The sequence below is a fragment of the Enterococcus sp. FR204 genome (assembly GCF_031143325.1).
Classification (GTDB): Bacteria; Bacillota; Bacilli; order Lactobacillales; family Enterococcaceae; genus Enterococcus_B; species Enterococcus_B faecium.
On record NZ_JAKZIW010000005.1, the window covers coordinates 1 to 16619 of the forward strand.

Sequence of the window (16619 nt, forward strand, 5' to 3'; positions counted from 1 at the left end):
TTATAAAAATAAAAGTTGTAGTGGAGGCTACGAAGTTTACTTTGTCTTTTTACACTTAATATTTTTTTGCCATCTTGTAATCAGAATGTTTTGATAACTATCGTTTTCAATTGATGGAAGCTATATTGTTTGCTATCAGTGAAATAAATATATGGTAAACAGTGTTCTTTTTCTTGTTTCCATTATAAAAATCGTATCGGGATTTTTCGTTCTTTTAAATTGAACATTTCTATCTATCCGCGTGTTATCAACAAAACAAAATCAGGTAAATAGTTGACGAAACAGAAATAAATACATAGTATTATGTTTTGAAGCCTAAGTACAACAGTCTATAGAAAAGGAGCGATACCATTGGCAAAACGCATTGACCGAATTTATATGTATGTCAAAGAAAAAACCGCTCATTTAACAAAGGCAGAATATGATCAAGGAGTAACAACACAGGAAATTGCTGAAGTGTTAGGGATTCAGCGAACAAATAGCAGTAAAGATCTGAATCAGCTAGTGCGCGAAGGGAAACTGATAAAGACAGACGGACGACCAGTACGTTACATATATCAAACACTCGTTACGCACGTAAAGCCAGTTACAAAACATGTAGTCAGTTACAAAGAAACGCCGGTCTCTGAAGAAAAAAATACACTCCAAATAGATACTAAGGATATCTTTGCAAAAATCATTGGAGCTAACGGCAGCATGAAAAATTCAGTGGAACAGGCAAAAGCTGCGATTTTGTATCCGCCAAGAGGATTAAATTGTTTGATTACAGGACCTACCGGATCAGGAAAGACTTATTTTGCACACGCGATGTATCATTTTGCAAAAGCGCATCATGTAATAGATGAGGAAACGGAACTGATTGTTTTCAATTGTGCTGATTATGCCAATAACCCTGAGCTTTTGATGAGTCATTTATTTGGGTACGCAAAAGGTGCTTTTACAGGCGCAGATGAAGAAAAAATGGGGATTATCGATCAAGCGGATGGCGGTATGCTGTTTTTGGATGAGATTCACCGGTTGCCGCCTGAAGGTCAAGAAATGATCTTTTACTTTATGGATCATGGAACTTACAGTCGTCTTGGGGAAACAACGAAATCCCATGAAGCAAATGTACGGATCGTAGGTGCGACCACAGAAGACCCAGGTTCTTCTCTATTAGAAACTTTTGTTCGGCGTATCCCAATCAATATCAAACTTCCGGCTTTTGAAAAACGTCCTGCAAATGAGAAAGTCGATTTAGTAAAAATCATGATTGCCCACGAAGCAAACCGCACGCAGCGAAAGATTTCTTTGACAGAAGATGTAGCAAAAGCATTGATCGGCAGTGTGACCTATGGAAATATAGGACAATTGAAGTCAAATATCCAGTTAGTATGTGCACGAGGATTTCTAAATCATATGCAATCACCCGAAATCTCGATCACAATCGATGATTTGACAGAAGGGATTCGTAGCGGATTGATTCAATTAGCAAGCAACCGCAGTGCAATGGCAGAGCTTTCTAAAATATTGGAGCCAAAGATAACTGTAGCACCAAATGATACGATCATGAAAATCCAATCGGACTCCTATGAGTTACCTTATAATCTATATGATATCATCGGAGATAAAGCAGCTTTACTGAAGTCGGATGGTTTGGATCAAGAAGCAATCAATCATTTCATTTCTACAGATATCAACATCCATCTGAAGTCTTTCTATAAAGACCATGGTTTTTCTTTTAATGCAGACAGCAAATTAGCAGAATTTGTAGATCCGAAAATCATAGAAGTGACCAATCAGATTTATGTAATGGTCAAAAGATCTTTACCATATGAGTTTCAGCAAAACTTTATTTATGCTATGAGCTTGCATATCAGTTCTTTTTTGAAAAAAATCAACTTAGGAGAAGAACGGCATACGAATGATAACATCCGTGAGATGGCTTTTGATTTTCCAGATGAATATGCTGTTGCGAAAGAAGTGCGTAGTTATATCGAAACGTATTTTCAAGTGGAGATTCCAGAAAGTGAAGACTATTACTTGACCGTTCTACTCGTCTCGTTACGGGCAAATCAAGCAAGCGGCAGAATCGGTGTAGTCGTTGCAGCTCACGGAAACAGCACAGCAAGCAGTATGGTCCAAGTTGTCCAACAGTTGTTAGATGCAGAGAACGTACGAGCAGTAGACATGCCTTTGGATATGGATCCGAAAACAGCATTGGACCGAATTGAACGCAATGTACAAGAAGTAGATGAAGGAAGCGGGGTCATACTCTTAGTAGATATGGGGTCCCTTGCGTCGTTTAATTCGCAAATTCAAAGAGACACTGGGATTCCAGTACGTACTGTTGATATGGTAACAACTTCTCTAGTTTTGGAAACTGTACGAAAGGTCTCAGTATTAGGGACAGATCTAGATATGTTGCATGAATCATTGAAAAATTTTCGAGGTTACGCAGAAATATCTTCTGTAGAATCTGTTCAGGAAGCAAAACCTATTCATAAGAAAAAAGCTGTTTTGGCTATCTGCGCATCTGGCGAAGGTACAGCACAAAGAATCAAAGAATTGATCGAACGAGCGGTAAACAAGCGTCAAGAAACAGAATTAGAAGTTCTAGCTTTGTCGATTGTGAAAGTGAAAGAAGAACTGCCAGTTATCCAAAAAGAATATCAGATCATAGCTACTACTGGGATTACTGATTTGAATATCCAAGCCCCATTTATTCCTTTAGAACGTTTTATTGATCAAAATATCGAAGTCATTTTGGATCAGTTGCTGATGGAATCAGAATTGGAGGAAACTGAATTCATCTCCCTAGATGAAGAGTCAGCTAAAAATACGTGTGTTGAGTTTATCTCTGATAACTTCATCTTTATTAATGGTAGTAAGTTAATCGATCCAATGTGGCAATTTTCTACACAAATCTCTCAGACGACGGGAATCGGCGATGAAGAATATGGATTCAAAATCAACCTAGTGATGCACACAGCAGGAATGATCGAACGTATTATTCGGAATGAACCATTGACTGTGGAAGAAAACGAATTGACAAATACAACGAATGATCCTCTTTATAGCCAATTGGCAGCCTCAGTTGTTCTGTTGGAAGATCAGATAAAAGTAAAAGTGCCGATAGAAGAAATGTATTATCTGCTACGTCTAGTCCATAATCAGTTAGATAAAAAAGAATACACTGTGCCATGAATACACAAAACCGATACACTTTTATAGTGTATCGGTTTTGTGTATTGGTTAAGAATCCTTTAAATTCAATTAGTGTATCGTAAAAAAGTTGGCACGCTTTTTGCTTATAGTAGTGTGTGCTAGGAGGTGGTTGTTCACACAGAAATGATAGGGGTTTCTGTGAAGTAGTGAGGAAGAAGGAGTTTTGCAGATGGATATTCGATTGGCACGTATAGATGATCGTTTAATCCACGGGCAAGTCGCAACAGTTTGGTCGAAGCAAACAGGTGTTGAACGTATCATTGTGATCAGCGATGTAGTCGCTCAAGATAAATTGAGAAAGTTTCTACTAAAAGAAGCTGCACCGCCGGGGATCACAGCAAATGTAATAACCGTGCAGAAAATGATTCAAATCTATCATAGTGGATTATTATCACGAGCAAAAGTGATGCTTTTATTCACCAATCCCCAAGATGTTGCAGCGGTTGTCCGCTGCGGTGTACAGTTGAAGTCGTTGAATATCGGCGGTATGAGTTTTACTGAAGGCAAATCAATGATTACCAATTTTGTTTCAGTAAATCAACAAGATATTGATTCCTTTCGTTACTTGAACAGTCAAGAAGTGGAGTTAGAGATTCGAAAAGTACCTGCTGACAGGAAAATCCTTTTGATGGAACTACTAGCGAAAATCAAAAAGGTGTAGCAAGAATGGTTGTTGGAAAAGGTCAAATAATTCTGTTGTAATGGTTAGCAATTATTAATATTTTTGAATTTGTTACAACAAAAGTAAATAGGAGGTATAAATATGGTAGGGATTATCCTAGCAAGTCATGGACAATTTGCTGAAGGAATCTTACAATCCGGTTCAATGATCTTTGGCGAACAAGAAAACGTCAAAGCAGTGATTTTGAAACCAAGTGAAGGTCCAGATGACTTGAGAGCCAAATTGGAAGAAGCGGTTGCTTCTTTTGATAATCAAGACGAAGTGTTATTCTTAGTTGATTTATGGGGCGGAACACCGTTCAATCAATCAAACACATTATTCGAAGAGCACAAAGATAAATGGGCAATCGTCAGCGGTTTGAATTTACCAATGTTGATTGAAGCCTACGCATCACGCTTTTCAATGGAATCTGCTCATAAAATTGCAGCACACATTATTGAAACAGCAAAAGACGGTGTAAAAGTAAAACCGGAAGAATTAGAACCGGCAGAAGCACCGAAAGCAGCAGTTGAAGACGCACAACCTAAAGGAGCACTTCCAGAAGGAACTGTGGTCGGAGACGGGAAAATCGATATTGTATTAGCACGTGTTGACTCACGTCTGTTACATGGACAAGTTGCGACAGCTTGGACAAAAGCAGTGCAACCAAACCGTATTATCGTTGTTTCAGATGCAGTATCAAAGGATGATCTGCGTAAGAGACTAATCGAACAAGCTGCTCCTCCAGGTGTAAAAGCAAATGTTATTCCTATTAGCAAAATGATCGAAGTGGCAAAAGACCCTCGTTTTGGAAATACCAAAGCATTGCTTTTATTTGAAAATCCTGAAGACGTATTGACAGCTGTTGAAGGTGGCGTGGACATCAAAGAATTAAATGTTGGATCAATGGCGCATTCGGTTGGTAAAGTCGTTGTAAGTAAAGTATTGTCTATGGGACAAGAAGATGTTGAAGCGTTTGAGAAGCTTAAACAAAAAGGTGTGAAATTCGATGTACGTAAAGTACCTAATGATTCACGCGATAACATGGATGATATTTTGAAAAAAGCAAAAGCTGAATTAGCAAAAGCTGAATTAGCAAAAGCGTAATAAATAATATTAAAATTTATAGGAGGCTTATCATGTCTATTATTTCAATAATTTTAGTCGTATTAGTTGCCTTTCTAGCTGGTATGGAAGGTATTCTTGATGAATTTCAATTTCATCAACCACTAGTGGCGTGTACATTGATCGGTTTAGTTACCGGTAACCTCGAAGCTGGTATCGTACTTGGCGGTACGCTTCAAATGATCGCTTTAGGTTGGGCAAATATCGGTGCCGCTGTAGCACCAGATGCTGCATTAGCATCAGTAGCATCAGCAATTATTTTAGTTTTAGGTGGACAAGGTGTTAAAGGTGTTCCTTCTGCGATCGCGATTGCCGTTCCTTTGGCTGTTGCAGGGTTGTTCTTAACAATGATCGTACGTACAATCGCTGTTCCAATCGTTCATTTGATGGATGCGGCTGCTGAAGAAGGAAACATCCGTAAGGTTGAAATGTGGCACATCATTGCTGTATGTTTACAAGGGGTTCGTATCGCGGTCCCAGCAGCAGCGTTGCTATTTATCCCAGCACAAACTGTGCAATCATTCCTTGAATCAATGCCAGCATGGTTAACAGATGGTATGGCTATCGGTGGGGGAATGGTCGTAGCTGTGGGTTACGCTTTGGTAATCAACATGATGGCTACAAAAGAAGTATGGCCATTCTTCGTTATTGGTTTCGTTGTAGCTGCAATTTCTCAATTAACATTGATTGCTCTAGGTGCTTTAGGTGTTGCATTAGCTCTTATTTACTTGAACCTTTCTAAAATGGGTGGTTCATCAAATAATGGAGGCGGAAGCAACTCTGGTGACCCTTTAGGCGACATTTTGAATGACTATTAATCTTGAAGGAGGAAAATAAAATGGCAGAAGAAAAAATCAAATTATCAAAAAAAGATCGTTTAGCTGTTGCGTGGCGCTCTACCTTCATTCAAGGTTCATGGAACTACGAACGTATGCAAAACGGTGGCTGGGCATTTTCTATGATTCCAGCAATCAAAAAATTATACAAAACAAAAGAAGAACGTTCTGCAGCATTAAAACGTCACTTGGAATTCTTTAATACACACCCATACATTGCTTCTCCAATTTTAGGGGTTACATTGGCACTGGAAGAAGAACGTGCGAATGGCGCGCCTGTTGATGATGTAGCGATTCAAGGGGTTAAAGTAGGTATGATGGGTCCTTTAGCTGGCGTTGGTGACCCAGTGTTCTGGTTTACAGTACGTCCAATGCTAGGTGCACTAGGTGCTTCATTAGCTATGGGAGGAAATATCCTTGGACCAATCATCTTCTTCTTAGGTTGGAACATTATTCGTTGGGCATTCATGTGGTATACACAAGAATTTGGCTACAAAGCTGGTTCTAAAATTACTGATGACCTTTCTGGCGGATTGTTACAAGACGTAACAAAAGGTGCTTCAATTTTAGGGATGTTCGTATTAGCTGCCCTGGTACAAAGATGGGTATCAATCAAATTCTTACCAGTTGTATCAACTGTAAAATTAGATAAAGGTGCTTACATCGAATGGGATAAATTGCCTTCAGGTGGTGAAGGAATCAAGAGTGCATTTGAACAAGTTAATAATGGCTTAGCCCTTTCTCCTGAAAAGGTAACAACATTACAAGACAACTTAGACCAATTGATTCCTGGTTTAGCTGCATTAGGGTTAACATTGTTATGTATGTGGTTGCTTAAGAAAAAGGTTTCTCCAATCGTTATCATCCTTGGTTTATTCGTAGTCGGTGTTGTTGGACACGTCATCGGACTTTTATAATCCATAAAAATATAGCTCGGGCGTTGTCCCGAGCTTTTTTTATATAGTATACTGTTCATAAACAAATATCTGGAGGGAGAAAATGGTTCAATCAATCAATACAAAAGTAGACTTGGTAATTGATGCTACTTCGTTTACGGGTCTGACAGATTACGGGCAAATCATGATAGGTGATAATGGTTTTGAGTTTTACCATGCGCGAGATAGACGCAAATATATCCAAATTCCATGGGAAGAAGTGGATTATGTACTAGCATCAGTCATGCTAAAGGGAAAATGGATTCCTCGATATGCCATTCAAACGAAAAAAAATGGTACATATACATTTTCTTCCAAAGAACCTAAAAAAGTACTTCGTGCGATCAGAGAATATGTAGATGAAGATAGAATGGTCCAATCATTGAGTTTCTTTGATGTAGTGAAACGTGGTATTCGTAGTATGTTTAAACGCAAGTAAAAAATAAAGAAAACTTCTAAGAGGAGGTTTTCTTTATTTTTTTACTTTGCAGAAGAAAATATGAAATAGCAAAACCAATTATTTGTCCCCTTTAAATCCCATATGCTAAAATTGATTAGCAAAGAAGGAGGTTATATTATGAGTTGGTTATGGACATTGATTGTTGGAGCCGTGATCGGAGCAATTGCAGGTGCAATCACCAGTAAAGGAAATTCGATGGGCTGTGTAACGAATATCATTGCTGGACTAGTCGGTTCAAGTATTGGACAAGCGATTTTCGGCGAATGGGGACCAAAAGCTGCAGGTATGGCACTTATTCCATCTATTTTAGGCGCAGTGATTTTGGTAGCAGTTGTCTCATTTTTCTTTGGAAAACGATCATAAGTTTTTACAAAATAGTAAACTAAAAGGAGTTGCAGCGAGACTGTGACTCCTTTTTGGCTTTATTTATTTAAAAGAAAAAGAAGTTTTCCGGAAATTTTTATTTAACTGTCGTGTACGAAGAAAAGTTTGCTATAATAGAAAAAAGCGTGCAAAGAAAGAGGGAGTTTCATTATGATGCTACGTGTAGAAAAATTGCGCAAAAAAATGCAAGAAGAAAATTTGGATTCATTTTTGGTTACCAGTCCGTACAATCTTCGTTACTTAACGAACTTTACAGGTACGACAGGATTAGCTGTTATTACTTTGGAAAAAGCATTTTTTATTACTGATTTTCGTTATACCGAGCAGGCGGCAGCGCAGGCTCAAGGGTTTGAAATTATTAAAAATGTCGGACCTATTTTTGATGAGGTAGCAAACTTAGTACGCAAAGAAGAACTGCACTCATTAGCCTTTGAGGAAACAACAGTCTCATTTTTAGAATATTCGGTTTTAGAAGAAATCATCGATGCGGAATTAGTACCTGTTTCACAGATGATCGAAGAACTCAGAGAAGTGAAAGATGAAGAAGAAATCGCTATTATCGAAAAAGCATGTCATATTGCGGATATGGCATATGATCACATCCTGAAAATGATCCAACCGGGCATGACTGAGATTGAAGTCGCAAATCAACTAGACTTTTATATGCGTTCTCTTGGCGCTTCAGGTGTTTCTTTTGATACGATCGTTGCTAGCGGATTGCGTTCGGCTATGCCGCATGGTGTAGCAAGCAAAAAAATCATCGAACAAGGCGACTTGATCACATTGGACTTTGGTTGCTATTACGAAGGGTACGTTTCCGATATGACACGTACATTCGCTATTGGTGATCCTGGGGAAAAATTAAAAGAAATTTATCAAATAGTCTTAGATGCTCAATTAGCAGTTATTGATGCTGCAAAACCAGGAATGACTGGTGTCCAATTAGACGCAGTTGCTAGAGATTATATTTCAAAACATGGTTACGGGGAAGCATTTGGACATTCTACAGGACATGGGATCGGTCTAGAGATCCACGAAGGACCAAACGTTTCTTCTCGTGCAGAAAAGCAATTTGTACCAGGAAATGTGATCACTGATGAACCAGGGATCTACTTACCAGGAATCGGTGGAGTACGTATTGAGGATGACTTGTTGATCACAGAAGATGGAAATCGTGTGTTGACTCGTTCACCAAAAGAATTGATCATCTTATAGTTTCATCAATAGAAGAAGTAAGCGTAAAAATCAGTGTTCACAGACTTTGTTATAGAAAATCACTCGATTTAATGATACACTATAGAAGAACTTTTAAGCTGTAAGAGATAATAAAGTTGGGTGTTTTCTCCAATTCATAGCAGTTTGCAGCTGATCGGCGGCAGTTTTCTTACCACGTGATCACTATAGCCGCATCATAGAGAATTCGGATGTATCTCGTGCTTAGGCAAAGGGAGGAATAAATAAATGGCAGATGAAAAAAATTTGATTTTAAACGCAAACCAAGATTTAGGAGAGATCGTGATCGCTCCTGAAGTCATCGAAGTAATTATCGGGATTGCAGCTTCTAAAGTAGAAGGCGTATACGGAATGCGCGGAACTTTTGCCAGCAATGTCACTGAATTATTAGGACGTGCAGCTCACGGAAAAGGTGTTTACTTAGCAAACGAGGAAGATGGCTTGAAAGTAGATCTTTACTGTTATCTAGAATATGGTGTTTCAGTTCCTAAAGTAGCAATGGAAATGCAGGAACGGGTCAGCCAGCAAGTCCTTTTCATGACGGATATCGATTTATCTGAAGTCAATATCCATGTAGTAGCTGTTGTTCCTGAAAAATTAGAACAACCAACAATCGAAGAACTTTTTGAAGACGAAGAGGAAGAGAATGAATAAAGAATTATCAAGACACGAGATTCGGGAAATGGCATTGCAGGCTTTATTTCCATTAGACTTCAATGCAGACCTAACAAAAGAAGATGCGATTTTCAACGCAATCGAATTAGACCACCGCGACATGATCAACGAAGATGAATCAGAGTTTGTTCCTGTTTATCTTGATACGCTAGTTGGCGGTGTCTGTGCAAAAAAAGATGAATTGGATAAAGTGATTGAAAAACATTTGAAAAACAATTGGCACATCAATCGGATCTCAAAAATGGATTTGGTGATCTTGCGTATCGCGATTTTTGAAATGACTTATGTGACAGATGTACCAGCGGCTGTTGCTTTAAATGAAGCAATCGAGTTGGCAAAAACATTTAGTGATGACCGTTCACGTAAATTCGTCAACGGTGTTTTATCCAATGTATTGAAAGAATTAGAAGCTGGGGCGTAAGTCCTAGCTTTTTTCTATGAATCATCATAAACCTGTTATAAATCGGGAAAATTCTATGGTAGAATGAAAACACAAAAAATATCTGGGAGTGGTTAGATGGCAGAATTGATTAACGGAAAAGAATTAGCTGAAAAAATGCAGGCAGAGATTGCTGAAAAAATCCAAAAATTGAAAGATAATGGTATCCATCCCGGATTAGTCGTTTTATTGGTAGGGGAAAATCCAGCCAGCCAAATCTATGTAAGAAATAAAGAACGTGTAGCAAAAGAAATCGGAATCCATTCATTGGTAGAGCGTTATCCTGAGACGATTTCTGAAGACGAACTACTTGCAGAAATTGAAAAATACAATCAAGATCCTAGTTTTCATGGTATATTGGTCCAATTACCATTGCCAAAGCATATAGATGAAGAAAAGATCCTGTTAGCTATCCGCCCTGAAAAAGACGTAGACGGTTTTCATCCGATGAATTTAGGCAAACTCCTTGCGGGTAAACCGGACAAGATTCCTTGTACTCCATACGGCATCATGAAAATGTTTGAAGCTTATTCTATCGATCCGGCGGGTAAACGAGCAGTAGTTATCGGACGAAGCAATATCGTCGGTAAACCGATGGCTCAGCTACTCTTGATGGCAGATGCAACTGTTACTGTTGCTCATTCTAAAACCGAAAATCTGGCTGAACTGGCACAAGAAGCAGATATTTTAGTCGTAGCAATAGGACGTGGACATTTTGTCACAAAAGAATTCGTAAAACCAGGTGCTGTAGTGATAGATGTAGGGATGAACCGTGATACTAACGGTAAGCTGATCGGTGATGTGAAATTTGATGAAGTGGAGCCTGTTGCAGGCTGGATCACCCCTGTGCCAAAGGGCGTAGGGCCAATGACCATCACGATGCTGATGTATCAAGCCGTAAAATCTGCCGAAGCTTTTGGAGCAGGTGAATAGATGGCACAAGAATATTTAACTGTCACTACATTAACGAGGTATTTGAAACGTAAATTTGATGCCGATCCTTATTTAGAACGCGTATATTTAACAGGCGAAATCTCGAATTTCCGTTTACGTGCCAATGCCCATCAATATTTCAGCTTAAAAGATGACCATGCAAAAATATCTGCTATTATGTTCAAAGGAGCATTCCAAAAATTACGATTCCAGCCAAAAGAAGGAATGAAAGTCCTTGTCGTTGGGCGTATTTCATTATATGAAGCGGGAGGTTCTTATCAAATCTATGTAGAGCACATGGAGCCTGATGGAATAGGTGCTTTATATCAAGAATTGGAAGAACGAAAAGAAAAGCTGATGAAGGAAGGCCTTTTTCAAGGGCCTAAAAAAATGCTGCCACGTTTCCCAAAGCGAATCGCGGTCCTTACCAGTCCAAGCGGAGCGGTTATCCGCGATATCATCACGACGGTGAAAAGAAGATATCCAATTGTCCAATTGGTTTTGTTCCCAACAGTTGTACAAGGAAACCAAGCAGCGGACAATGTTGTCAGGAATATCCAGAGAGTAGAAGAGATGGGCAATTTCGATACAATGATCATCGGTCGTGGGGGTGGTTCGATTGAGGATTTATGGCCGTTTAATGAAGAGCGGGTTGCTCGGGCGATTTATCAAGCTAATACGCCGGTGATTTCATCTGTAGGACATGAAACAGATACCACGATCGCTGATTTAGTAGCAGATGTTCGGGCTGCCACTCCAACAGCAGCTGCAGAATTAGCTGTTCCTGTTTTGTCAGAAGAGTTGATGCGCATTCAAGAACGGCAAGCTAGATTGCAGCAGGCGTTTGTACGCCAGATCCAGCGCAAACAAGAACGGTTCGAGCGTGCTCGACGTTCCTATGTATTTCGGCAGCCTGAAAGATTGTATGAAGGTCAGACCATCAAATTAGACCAGTTGAAACAGCGATTATATCAAGCTACACAGCAAATTTATCATGCGAAAGAAAAACAAACGATCGCATTAAGCCACCAATTGGAACAAGTGGCTCCGCTTTATCGAGTTAAAGCAGCTCGCCAAGAAACTGCTTATCTAGAAAAACGCTTAGAAGAGAAAATCCAACAATATATGAAACAACAGCAGCAGCGTTTTGCTCAAGCTGTTCAATCTCTTGATTTGTTGAGTCCATTGAAAATCATGGGAAGAGGCTACAGCTATACGACGTTAAATGATCAAGTAGTAAAAAGTGTCTCCGAGATTCATCAAGGGGATTTGCTGACGATCCATTATCAAGATGGAATCGTTAAAGGACAAGTACAAGAGATAGACAAAGGAGAATAAAAATATGGAAAATCCAACTTTTGAAGAGTCACTGCAAGAATTAGAAAAAATTGTCATGCAGTTAGAACAAGGAGACGTTCCATTAGAATCAGCTCTAGATTCGTTTAAACGAGGAATGGAATTAAGCAAACATTGCCAAGATACATTAGCTAAAGCAGAAGAGACCTTGACGAAAATGATGACAGAATCAAATGAAGAAGTTGATTTTGACGGAAACGAGGAAAGCTGAGATGAGATTAACTGACTTTTCAGCTATTCATCTACCTGCTGTAGAAAAAGAAATCTTGTCTTTTTTAGATGAGCATACAACGGATAGAGGACTCTATGATGCGATGAGTTATTCAGTGAAAGCAGGCGGGAAAAGAATACGTCCCTTATTACTTTTAACGGCCGTTGCTTCCTTTGATGAGCCTATTGATGTTCCCGTCTATCAAGTAGCAGCTGCTTTAGAAATGGTGCATACGTATTCCTTGATCCACGATGATTTGCCTGCGATGGACAATGATGATCTTCGTAGAGGAAAACCTACCAATCATAAAGTATTCGGCGAAGCATTAGCTATATTGGCCGGAGATGGTTTGCTTACAGGAGCGTTCCAGCTAATCAGTATGGCACACTTAGGTAATTCTCCTAAGCTTCTGCTGCTTCAGCAATTAGCTGTTTGTGCGGGATCACAAGGTATGGTTGCTGGGCAAGCTGCAGATATCGAGAGCGAATCGAAAAAGCTTTCTTTAGAAGAATTAGCATTTATTCATGAAAGAAAGACAGGGCATTTGATTCGTTATGCCTTGCTGGCTGGTGGCATATTAGCGAAGCAACCTGAAGAAATCATATTGCTACTTCAACGATTAGCCGAACATTTAGGTTTGGCTTTTCAGATAAGAGATGATCTACTCGATGTGATTGGTACAACGAAAACATTAGGGAAAACAGCTGGTAAAGATGAACGTATGGAAAAAAATACTTACCCGCGTTTATTAGGCCTAGAAAAGACACGTGAGGCGTTGGAGATTGAACTGTTATCCGCCAACAAGATCATAGACAAATTAGAAGAGGACGTTTTTTCTTTTAATGGCGGGCTGATGCGCCAGATGATCAAGCAATTTGATGTGGAGAAATGAGGGAAAGAATGGAAAAAGAACGCGTAGATGTATTAGCGGTCAAACAAGGATTATTTGAAACAAGAGAACAAGCCAAACGTTCAGTGATGGCTGGTTTGATTTACAACGAAAAAAACGAGCGGTTTGATAAACCGGGAGAAAAAATTCCAGTGAGTAGTGAATTAAGAGTCAAAGGTAAAAAACTTCCTTATGTTTCTCGGGGGGGATTAAAATTAGAAAAAGCACTCAAAGCATTTGATCTATCTGTTGAAGGAAAAACATTGTTAGATATTGGTGCATCCACTGGCGGATTTACTGATGCAGCTTTGCAAAATGGCGCAAAAATGAGTTATGCTTTAGACGTTGGCTACAATCAGCTAGCTTGGAAAATAAGACAAGATCCTAGAGTCGTCGTAATGGAAAGAGTGAATTTTCGTTATGCAAAACCCGAAGACTTTACCTTAGGAATTCCAGAAGTTGCTGTTATCGATGTTTCTTTTATTTCACTAAAACTGATGCTGCCTCCATTACATGCTATTTTAAAAGAAGAGGGAGAAGTGATTGCTTTAATCAAACCCCAATTCGAAGCAGGCAGAGAAGCTGTAGGGAAAAACGGAATTGTTCGTGACCCTCAGACCCATCAAAAAGTTTTAGAAGACATTTTGTCATTTGCGGCACAAGGTGGATATGATGTGCTGGAATTAAGTTATTCTCCGATCACGGGGGGAGAAGGAAATATCGAGTTCTTGGCTCACTTGAGGAAAGTACCCGAAAGCGGAACAATCAATTCAGCTATTAATATGGCAGAAGTGGTTTCAAATGCACACGAACAGTTTGACCATAAATAAATTGTAACTGTGAAAATCAAGTGAGAAGTATGCGGATTCTTCTTTATTATACCAAGGAAATAAGCTATCATTGATTAAGAAGAATATGCTAAGGAGCGAAGACGTAATGAGAAAAAAAGATCGGCATCGTTTGATTACTCGATTGTTGAGTGAGCAAGATATCCGAAAGCAGGAAGAATTTGTTGAAATCCTGAAAAGCAAAGGAATATCTGTTACTCAAGCTACGATTTCCAGAGATATAAAGGAACTGAAACTGATCAAGGTACCGGCTTCAGATGGCGGCTACCGTTATAGCATACCAGCTGAAACAAACGAAGATGTAAATACTAAATTGGAAAAACTATTAAAAGACGCTTTCGTGGCAGTTGACCAAATGGAAAAATTTGTTATTTTGAAAACATTGCCGGGAAATGCTTCGGCAGCAGCAAATTTGATTGATAAACGTTACAAGAAAGAATTATTTTCGATTATCAATGATGACGATAATGTTTTGATGATTACACGAACTGAAGACCAGGCAGTTTTATTGAAGAAAGACTTCCTGCATTACCTTTAAGTTGAGGAGCGAATGTGATGCTACAAGAAATCAGTATTACTAACTTTGCGATTATTCCGGAATTGCGGCTTTCTTTTCACGAAGGAATGACCGCGCTGACCGGAGAGACTGGTGCGGGTAAATCCATTATTATCGATGCTTTAGGTCTGTTAGCAGGAGGAAGAGGTTCAAGCGATTATATACGTCAAGGAGCAGAAAAATGTGTGCTTGAAGGGTTGTTTGAACTACCAAAACAAGAAGGATTCTCTGAACTGATGGTTGAATTAGGGATCGAAACAGATGAGGACAATCTGATTGTTCGACGGGATATGTCCTTAACTGGAAAAAATGTTTGTCGAGTGAATGGTCATATCATCACATTAGCTAATTTAAGAAGAATCGGCAGTTATTTAGTAGATATCCAAGGACAAAACGAACATCAGGAACTGCTCCAGCCTGAATCACATCTTGCTTTATTGGATCGTTTTGGAGATGTAGCTTTCCAACAGAAGAAAAAGAGTTATCAGCAAGAATATATCTCTTATCGTGAGCTGGAAAAAAGGGTACGAAAAGTGCAGCAAAATGAAAAATCCTATGTTCAGAGAATAGATATGCTCCATTTCCAGCAAGAAGAAATAGCTGCTGCTGATTTGCAAGTCGGAGAAGAAGAGAAATTAAAAGAAGAAAGAGAAAAACTTAGCAATTATCAAAAAATCGCTGATGGATTAGCTGCAGGTTACGGAGCACTGACGAATAATGAACAAAACAGTGTAGATGGTGTTGGCTTGGCCGTTTCAGAACTGCAAGGGATCGCCCATCTAGATGTGGAGTATGAAGCAATTTATGAAAATATCCAAAGTGCTTACTATTTGCTGCAAGATGCAATCGGCGATATGAGTCGTCAGATTGATTTATTGGAGTTAGATGAGAGTCGTTTAGAAGAAGTGACGCAACGTTTAGAATTAATCCGACAGTTGAAACGTAAATACGGCGAATCCATTGAGTCAATATTGGCTTACTATGACGAAATCACCGAAGAGCTAGCTTCTTCTGATTTTTCAGAAGGTCAATTGGACAAAATGAAAGCGGAACTAGAGCAAAAAGAGCTTCTACTTCAGCAACAAGCCGCAGATCTTCATGAAGCGCGTAAAAAAATCGCAAAAGAATTGGAAAAATCCATTCTGCATGAATTGAAAAGTCTGTATATGGAAAACACTGAGTTTGAGGTACGTTTCTTAAAAGAAGAAAATAGACAATTGAATCATGATGGATTTGACCAAATCGAATTTTACATTACGACCAATCCAGGAGAGCCACTGAAGCCTTTGGTGAAAGTCGCTTCTGGTGGCGAACTGTCTCGGATGTTGCTTGCTTTGAAAACTATTTTTTCTTCTGAGCAAGGTGTGACAAGTATTATTTTTGATGAAGTGGATACAGGTGTGAGCGGAAGAGTTGCACAAGCCATCGCAGATAAAATTTCTCAAATATCGAAATACTCTCAAGTTTTGTGCATCACTCATCTGCCTCAAGTTGCTGCAGTCGCCGACTATCAATATTATATTGTGAAAGCAGTGATTGATGGACGTACGCAAACTTCTGTTTCAGAGTTGAAAACAAAAGAAAGAGAAGAAGAAATTGCACGTATGCTGGCTGGAAGTGAGATTACAAAACTCACACTCGAACATGCAAAAGAACTATTGAAACTCGCAAAAAGGACCTGAGCCACCTCGCAGTGGTTCAGGTCCTTTTCAGCAGCTGATAGCTATATTTTATTTTTACATGACACTCATTACAGCAGTCAATACAACAGATCCAATCGTTAAAATCAGCATTGTCCAAATGACAAATTTTGTTACTTTAGCAAAAGTACTTGTTTGTTTTTTTTCACGCATTGTTTTCAACCTCGTCAT

18 protein-coding genes are annotated in these 16619 nt (G+C 39.1%); 17 read left to right on the plus strand and 1 reads right to left on the minus strand.

The window, feature by feature from the left end; translation table 11 throughout:
* The first annotated feature begins 378 nt into the window (after nucleotides 1-378).
* The 17 genes from RG571_RS02265 to recN all read left to right on the plus strand — a co-directional run bounded on the left by RG571_RS02265 (nucleotide 379) and on the right by recN (nucleotide 16430).
* Complete coding sequence (locus tag RG571_RS02265) at nucleotides 379-3186, plus strand: sigma 54-interacting transcriptional regulator (protein WP_195193422.1); 2808 nt, start codon at nucleotides 379-381, stop codon at nucleotides 3184-3186.
* Nucleotides 3187-3376: 190 nt separating this feature from the next.
* On the plus strand, nucleotides 3377-3868 hold the full coding sequence (locus RG571_RS02270; RefSeq protein ID WP_010723822.1) for a mannose/fructose/sorbose PTS transporter subunit IIB: 492 nt from the start codon (nucleotides 3377-3379) through the stop codon (nucleotides 3866-3868).
* Between the two features lie 102 nt (nucleotides 3869-3970).
* Nucleotides 3971-4975 (plus strand): mannose/fructose/sorbose PTS transporter subunit IIB, encoded by a 1005-nt coding sequence (locus RG571_RS02275; protein WP_131774333.1) that lies wholly within the window; start codon nucleotides 3971-3973, stop codon nucleotides 4973-4975.
* A gap of 32 nt (nucleotides 4976-5007) precedes the next feature.
* Nucleotides 5008-5811 carry a PTS mannose/fructose/sorbose transporter subunit IIC gene (locus tag RG571_RS02280; RefSeq protein ID WP_002294546.1) on the plus strand — a complete coding sequence of 268 codons (804 nt, stop codon included), beginning with the start codon at nucleotides 5008-5010 and terminating at the stop codon, nucleotides 5809-5811.
* 20 nt (nucleotides 5812-5831) lie between these two features.
* Entirely contained in the window at nucleotides 5832-6746 is a 915-nt protein-coding gene (locus tag RG571_RS02285) for a PTS system mannose/fructose/sorbose family transporter subunit IID (RefSeq protein WP_002286670.1), read from the plus strand.
* Between the two features lie 82 nt (nucleotides 6747-6828).
* Nucleotides 6829-7203, plus strand: a complete 375-nt coding sequence (locus tag RG571_RS02290; RefSeq protein WP_002286668.1) for a DUF956 family protein — start codon at nucleotides 6829-6831, stop codon at nucleotides 7201-7203.
* A gap of 138 nt (nucleotides 7204-7341) precedes the next feature.
* Nucleotides 7342-7587, plus strand: coding sequence for a GlsB/YeaQ/YmgE family stress response membrane protein (locus tag RG571_RS02295; RefSeq protein WP_002286666.1), 246 nt, complete (start codon nucleotides 7342-7344; stop codon nucleotides 7585-7587).
* 171 nt (nucleotides 7588-7758) lie between these two features.
* The gene (locus RG571_RS02300) at nucleotides 7759-8823 is read left to right on the plus strand and encodes a Xaa-Pro peptidase family protein (protein WP_002286665.1); all 1065 of its coding nucleotides are present in this window, start codon (nucleotides 7759-7761) and stop codon (nucleotides 8821-8823) included.
* Nucleotides 8824-9069: 246 nt separating this feature from the next.
* Nucleotides 9070-9495 carry an Asp23/Gls24 family envelope stress response protein gene (locus tag RG571_RS02305; RefSeq protein WP_002286664.1) on the plus strand — a complete coding sequence of 142 codons (426 nt, stop codon included), beginning with the start codon at nucleotides 9070-9072 and terminating at the stop codon, nucleotides 9493-9495.
* A complete protein-coding gene (gene nusB / locus RG571_RS02310) occupies nucleotides 9488-9937 on the plus strand; it encodes a transcription antitermination factor NusB (protein ID WP_002286662.1) in 450 nt (149 codons plus the stop codon). Before RG571_RS02305 ends, nusB begins: the two co-directional genes overlap by 8 nt.
* 96 nt (nucleotides 9938-10033) lie before the next feature.
* On the plus strand, nucleotides 10034-10888 hold the full coding sequence (locus RG571_RS02315) for a bifunctional methylenetetrahydrofolate dehydrogenase/methenyltetrahydrofolate cyclohydrolase (protein WP_131774334.1): 855 nt from the start codon (nucleotides 10034-10036) through the stop codon (nucleotides 10886-10888).
* The gene (xseA, locus tag RG571_RS02320; RefSeq protein WP_002301369.1) at nucleotides 10889-12226 is read left to right on the plus strand and encodes an exodeoxyribonuclease VII large subunit; all 1338 of its coding nucleotides are present in this window, start codon (nucleotides 10889-10891) and stop codon (nucleotides 12224-12226) included.
* Between the two features lie 4 nt (nucleotides 12227-12230).
* Nucleotides 12231-12455 (plus strand): exodeoxyribonuclease VII small subunit, encoded by a 225-nt coding sequence (locus RG571_RS02325; protein ID WP_002286657.1) that lies wholly within the window; start codon nucleotides 12231-12233, stop codon nucleotides 12453-12455.
* A 1-nt stretch (nucleotide 12456) separates the two neighbouring features.
* The gene (locus tag RG571_RS02330; protein WP_131774698.1) at nucleotides 12457-13347 is read left to right on the plus strand and encodes a polyprenyl synthetase family protein; all 891 of its coding nucleotides are present in this window, start codon (nucleotides 12457-12459) and stop codon (nucleotides 13345-13347) included.
* A gap of 8 nt (nucleotides 13348-13355) precedes the next feature.
* Entirely contained in the window at nucleotides 13356-14174 is an 819-nt protein-coding gene (locus tag RG571_RS02335; RefSeq protein WP_002286655.1) for a TlyA family RNA methyltransferase, read from the plus strand.
* A gap of 106 nt (nucleotides 14175-14280) precedes the next feature.
* Nucleotides 14281-14730 carry an arginine repressor gene (locus RG571_RS02340; protein WP_002286653.1) on the plus strand — a complete coding sequence of 150 codons (450 nt, stop codon included), beginning with the start codon at nucleotides 14281-14283 and terminating at the stop codon, nucleotides 14728-14730.
* 17 nt (nucleotides 14731-14747) lie between these two features.
* Entirely contained in the window at nucleotides 14748-16430 is a 1683-nt protein-coding gene (gene recN / locus RG571_RS02345) for a DNA repair protein RecN (protein ID WP_010723826.1), read from the plus strand.
* Between the two features lie 54 nt (nucleotides 16431-16484).
* Here the strand turns inward: recN and RG571_RS02350 are convergent, their stop codons facing one another.
* Nucleotides 16485-16601, minus strand: a complete 117-nt coding sequence (locus RG571_RS02350) for a DUF4044 domain-containing protein (RefSeq protein WP_002291876.1) — start codon at nucleotides 16599-16601, stop codon at nucleotides 16485-16487.
* Nucleotides 16602-16619 lie beyond the last annotated feature (18 nt).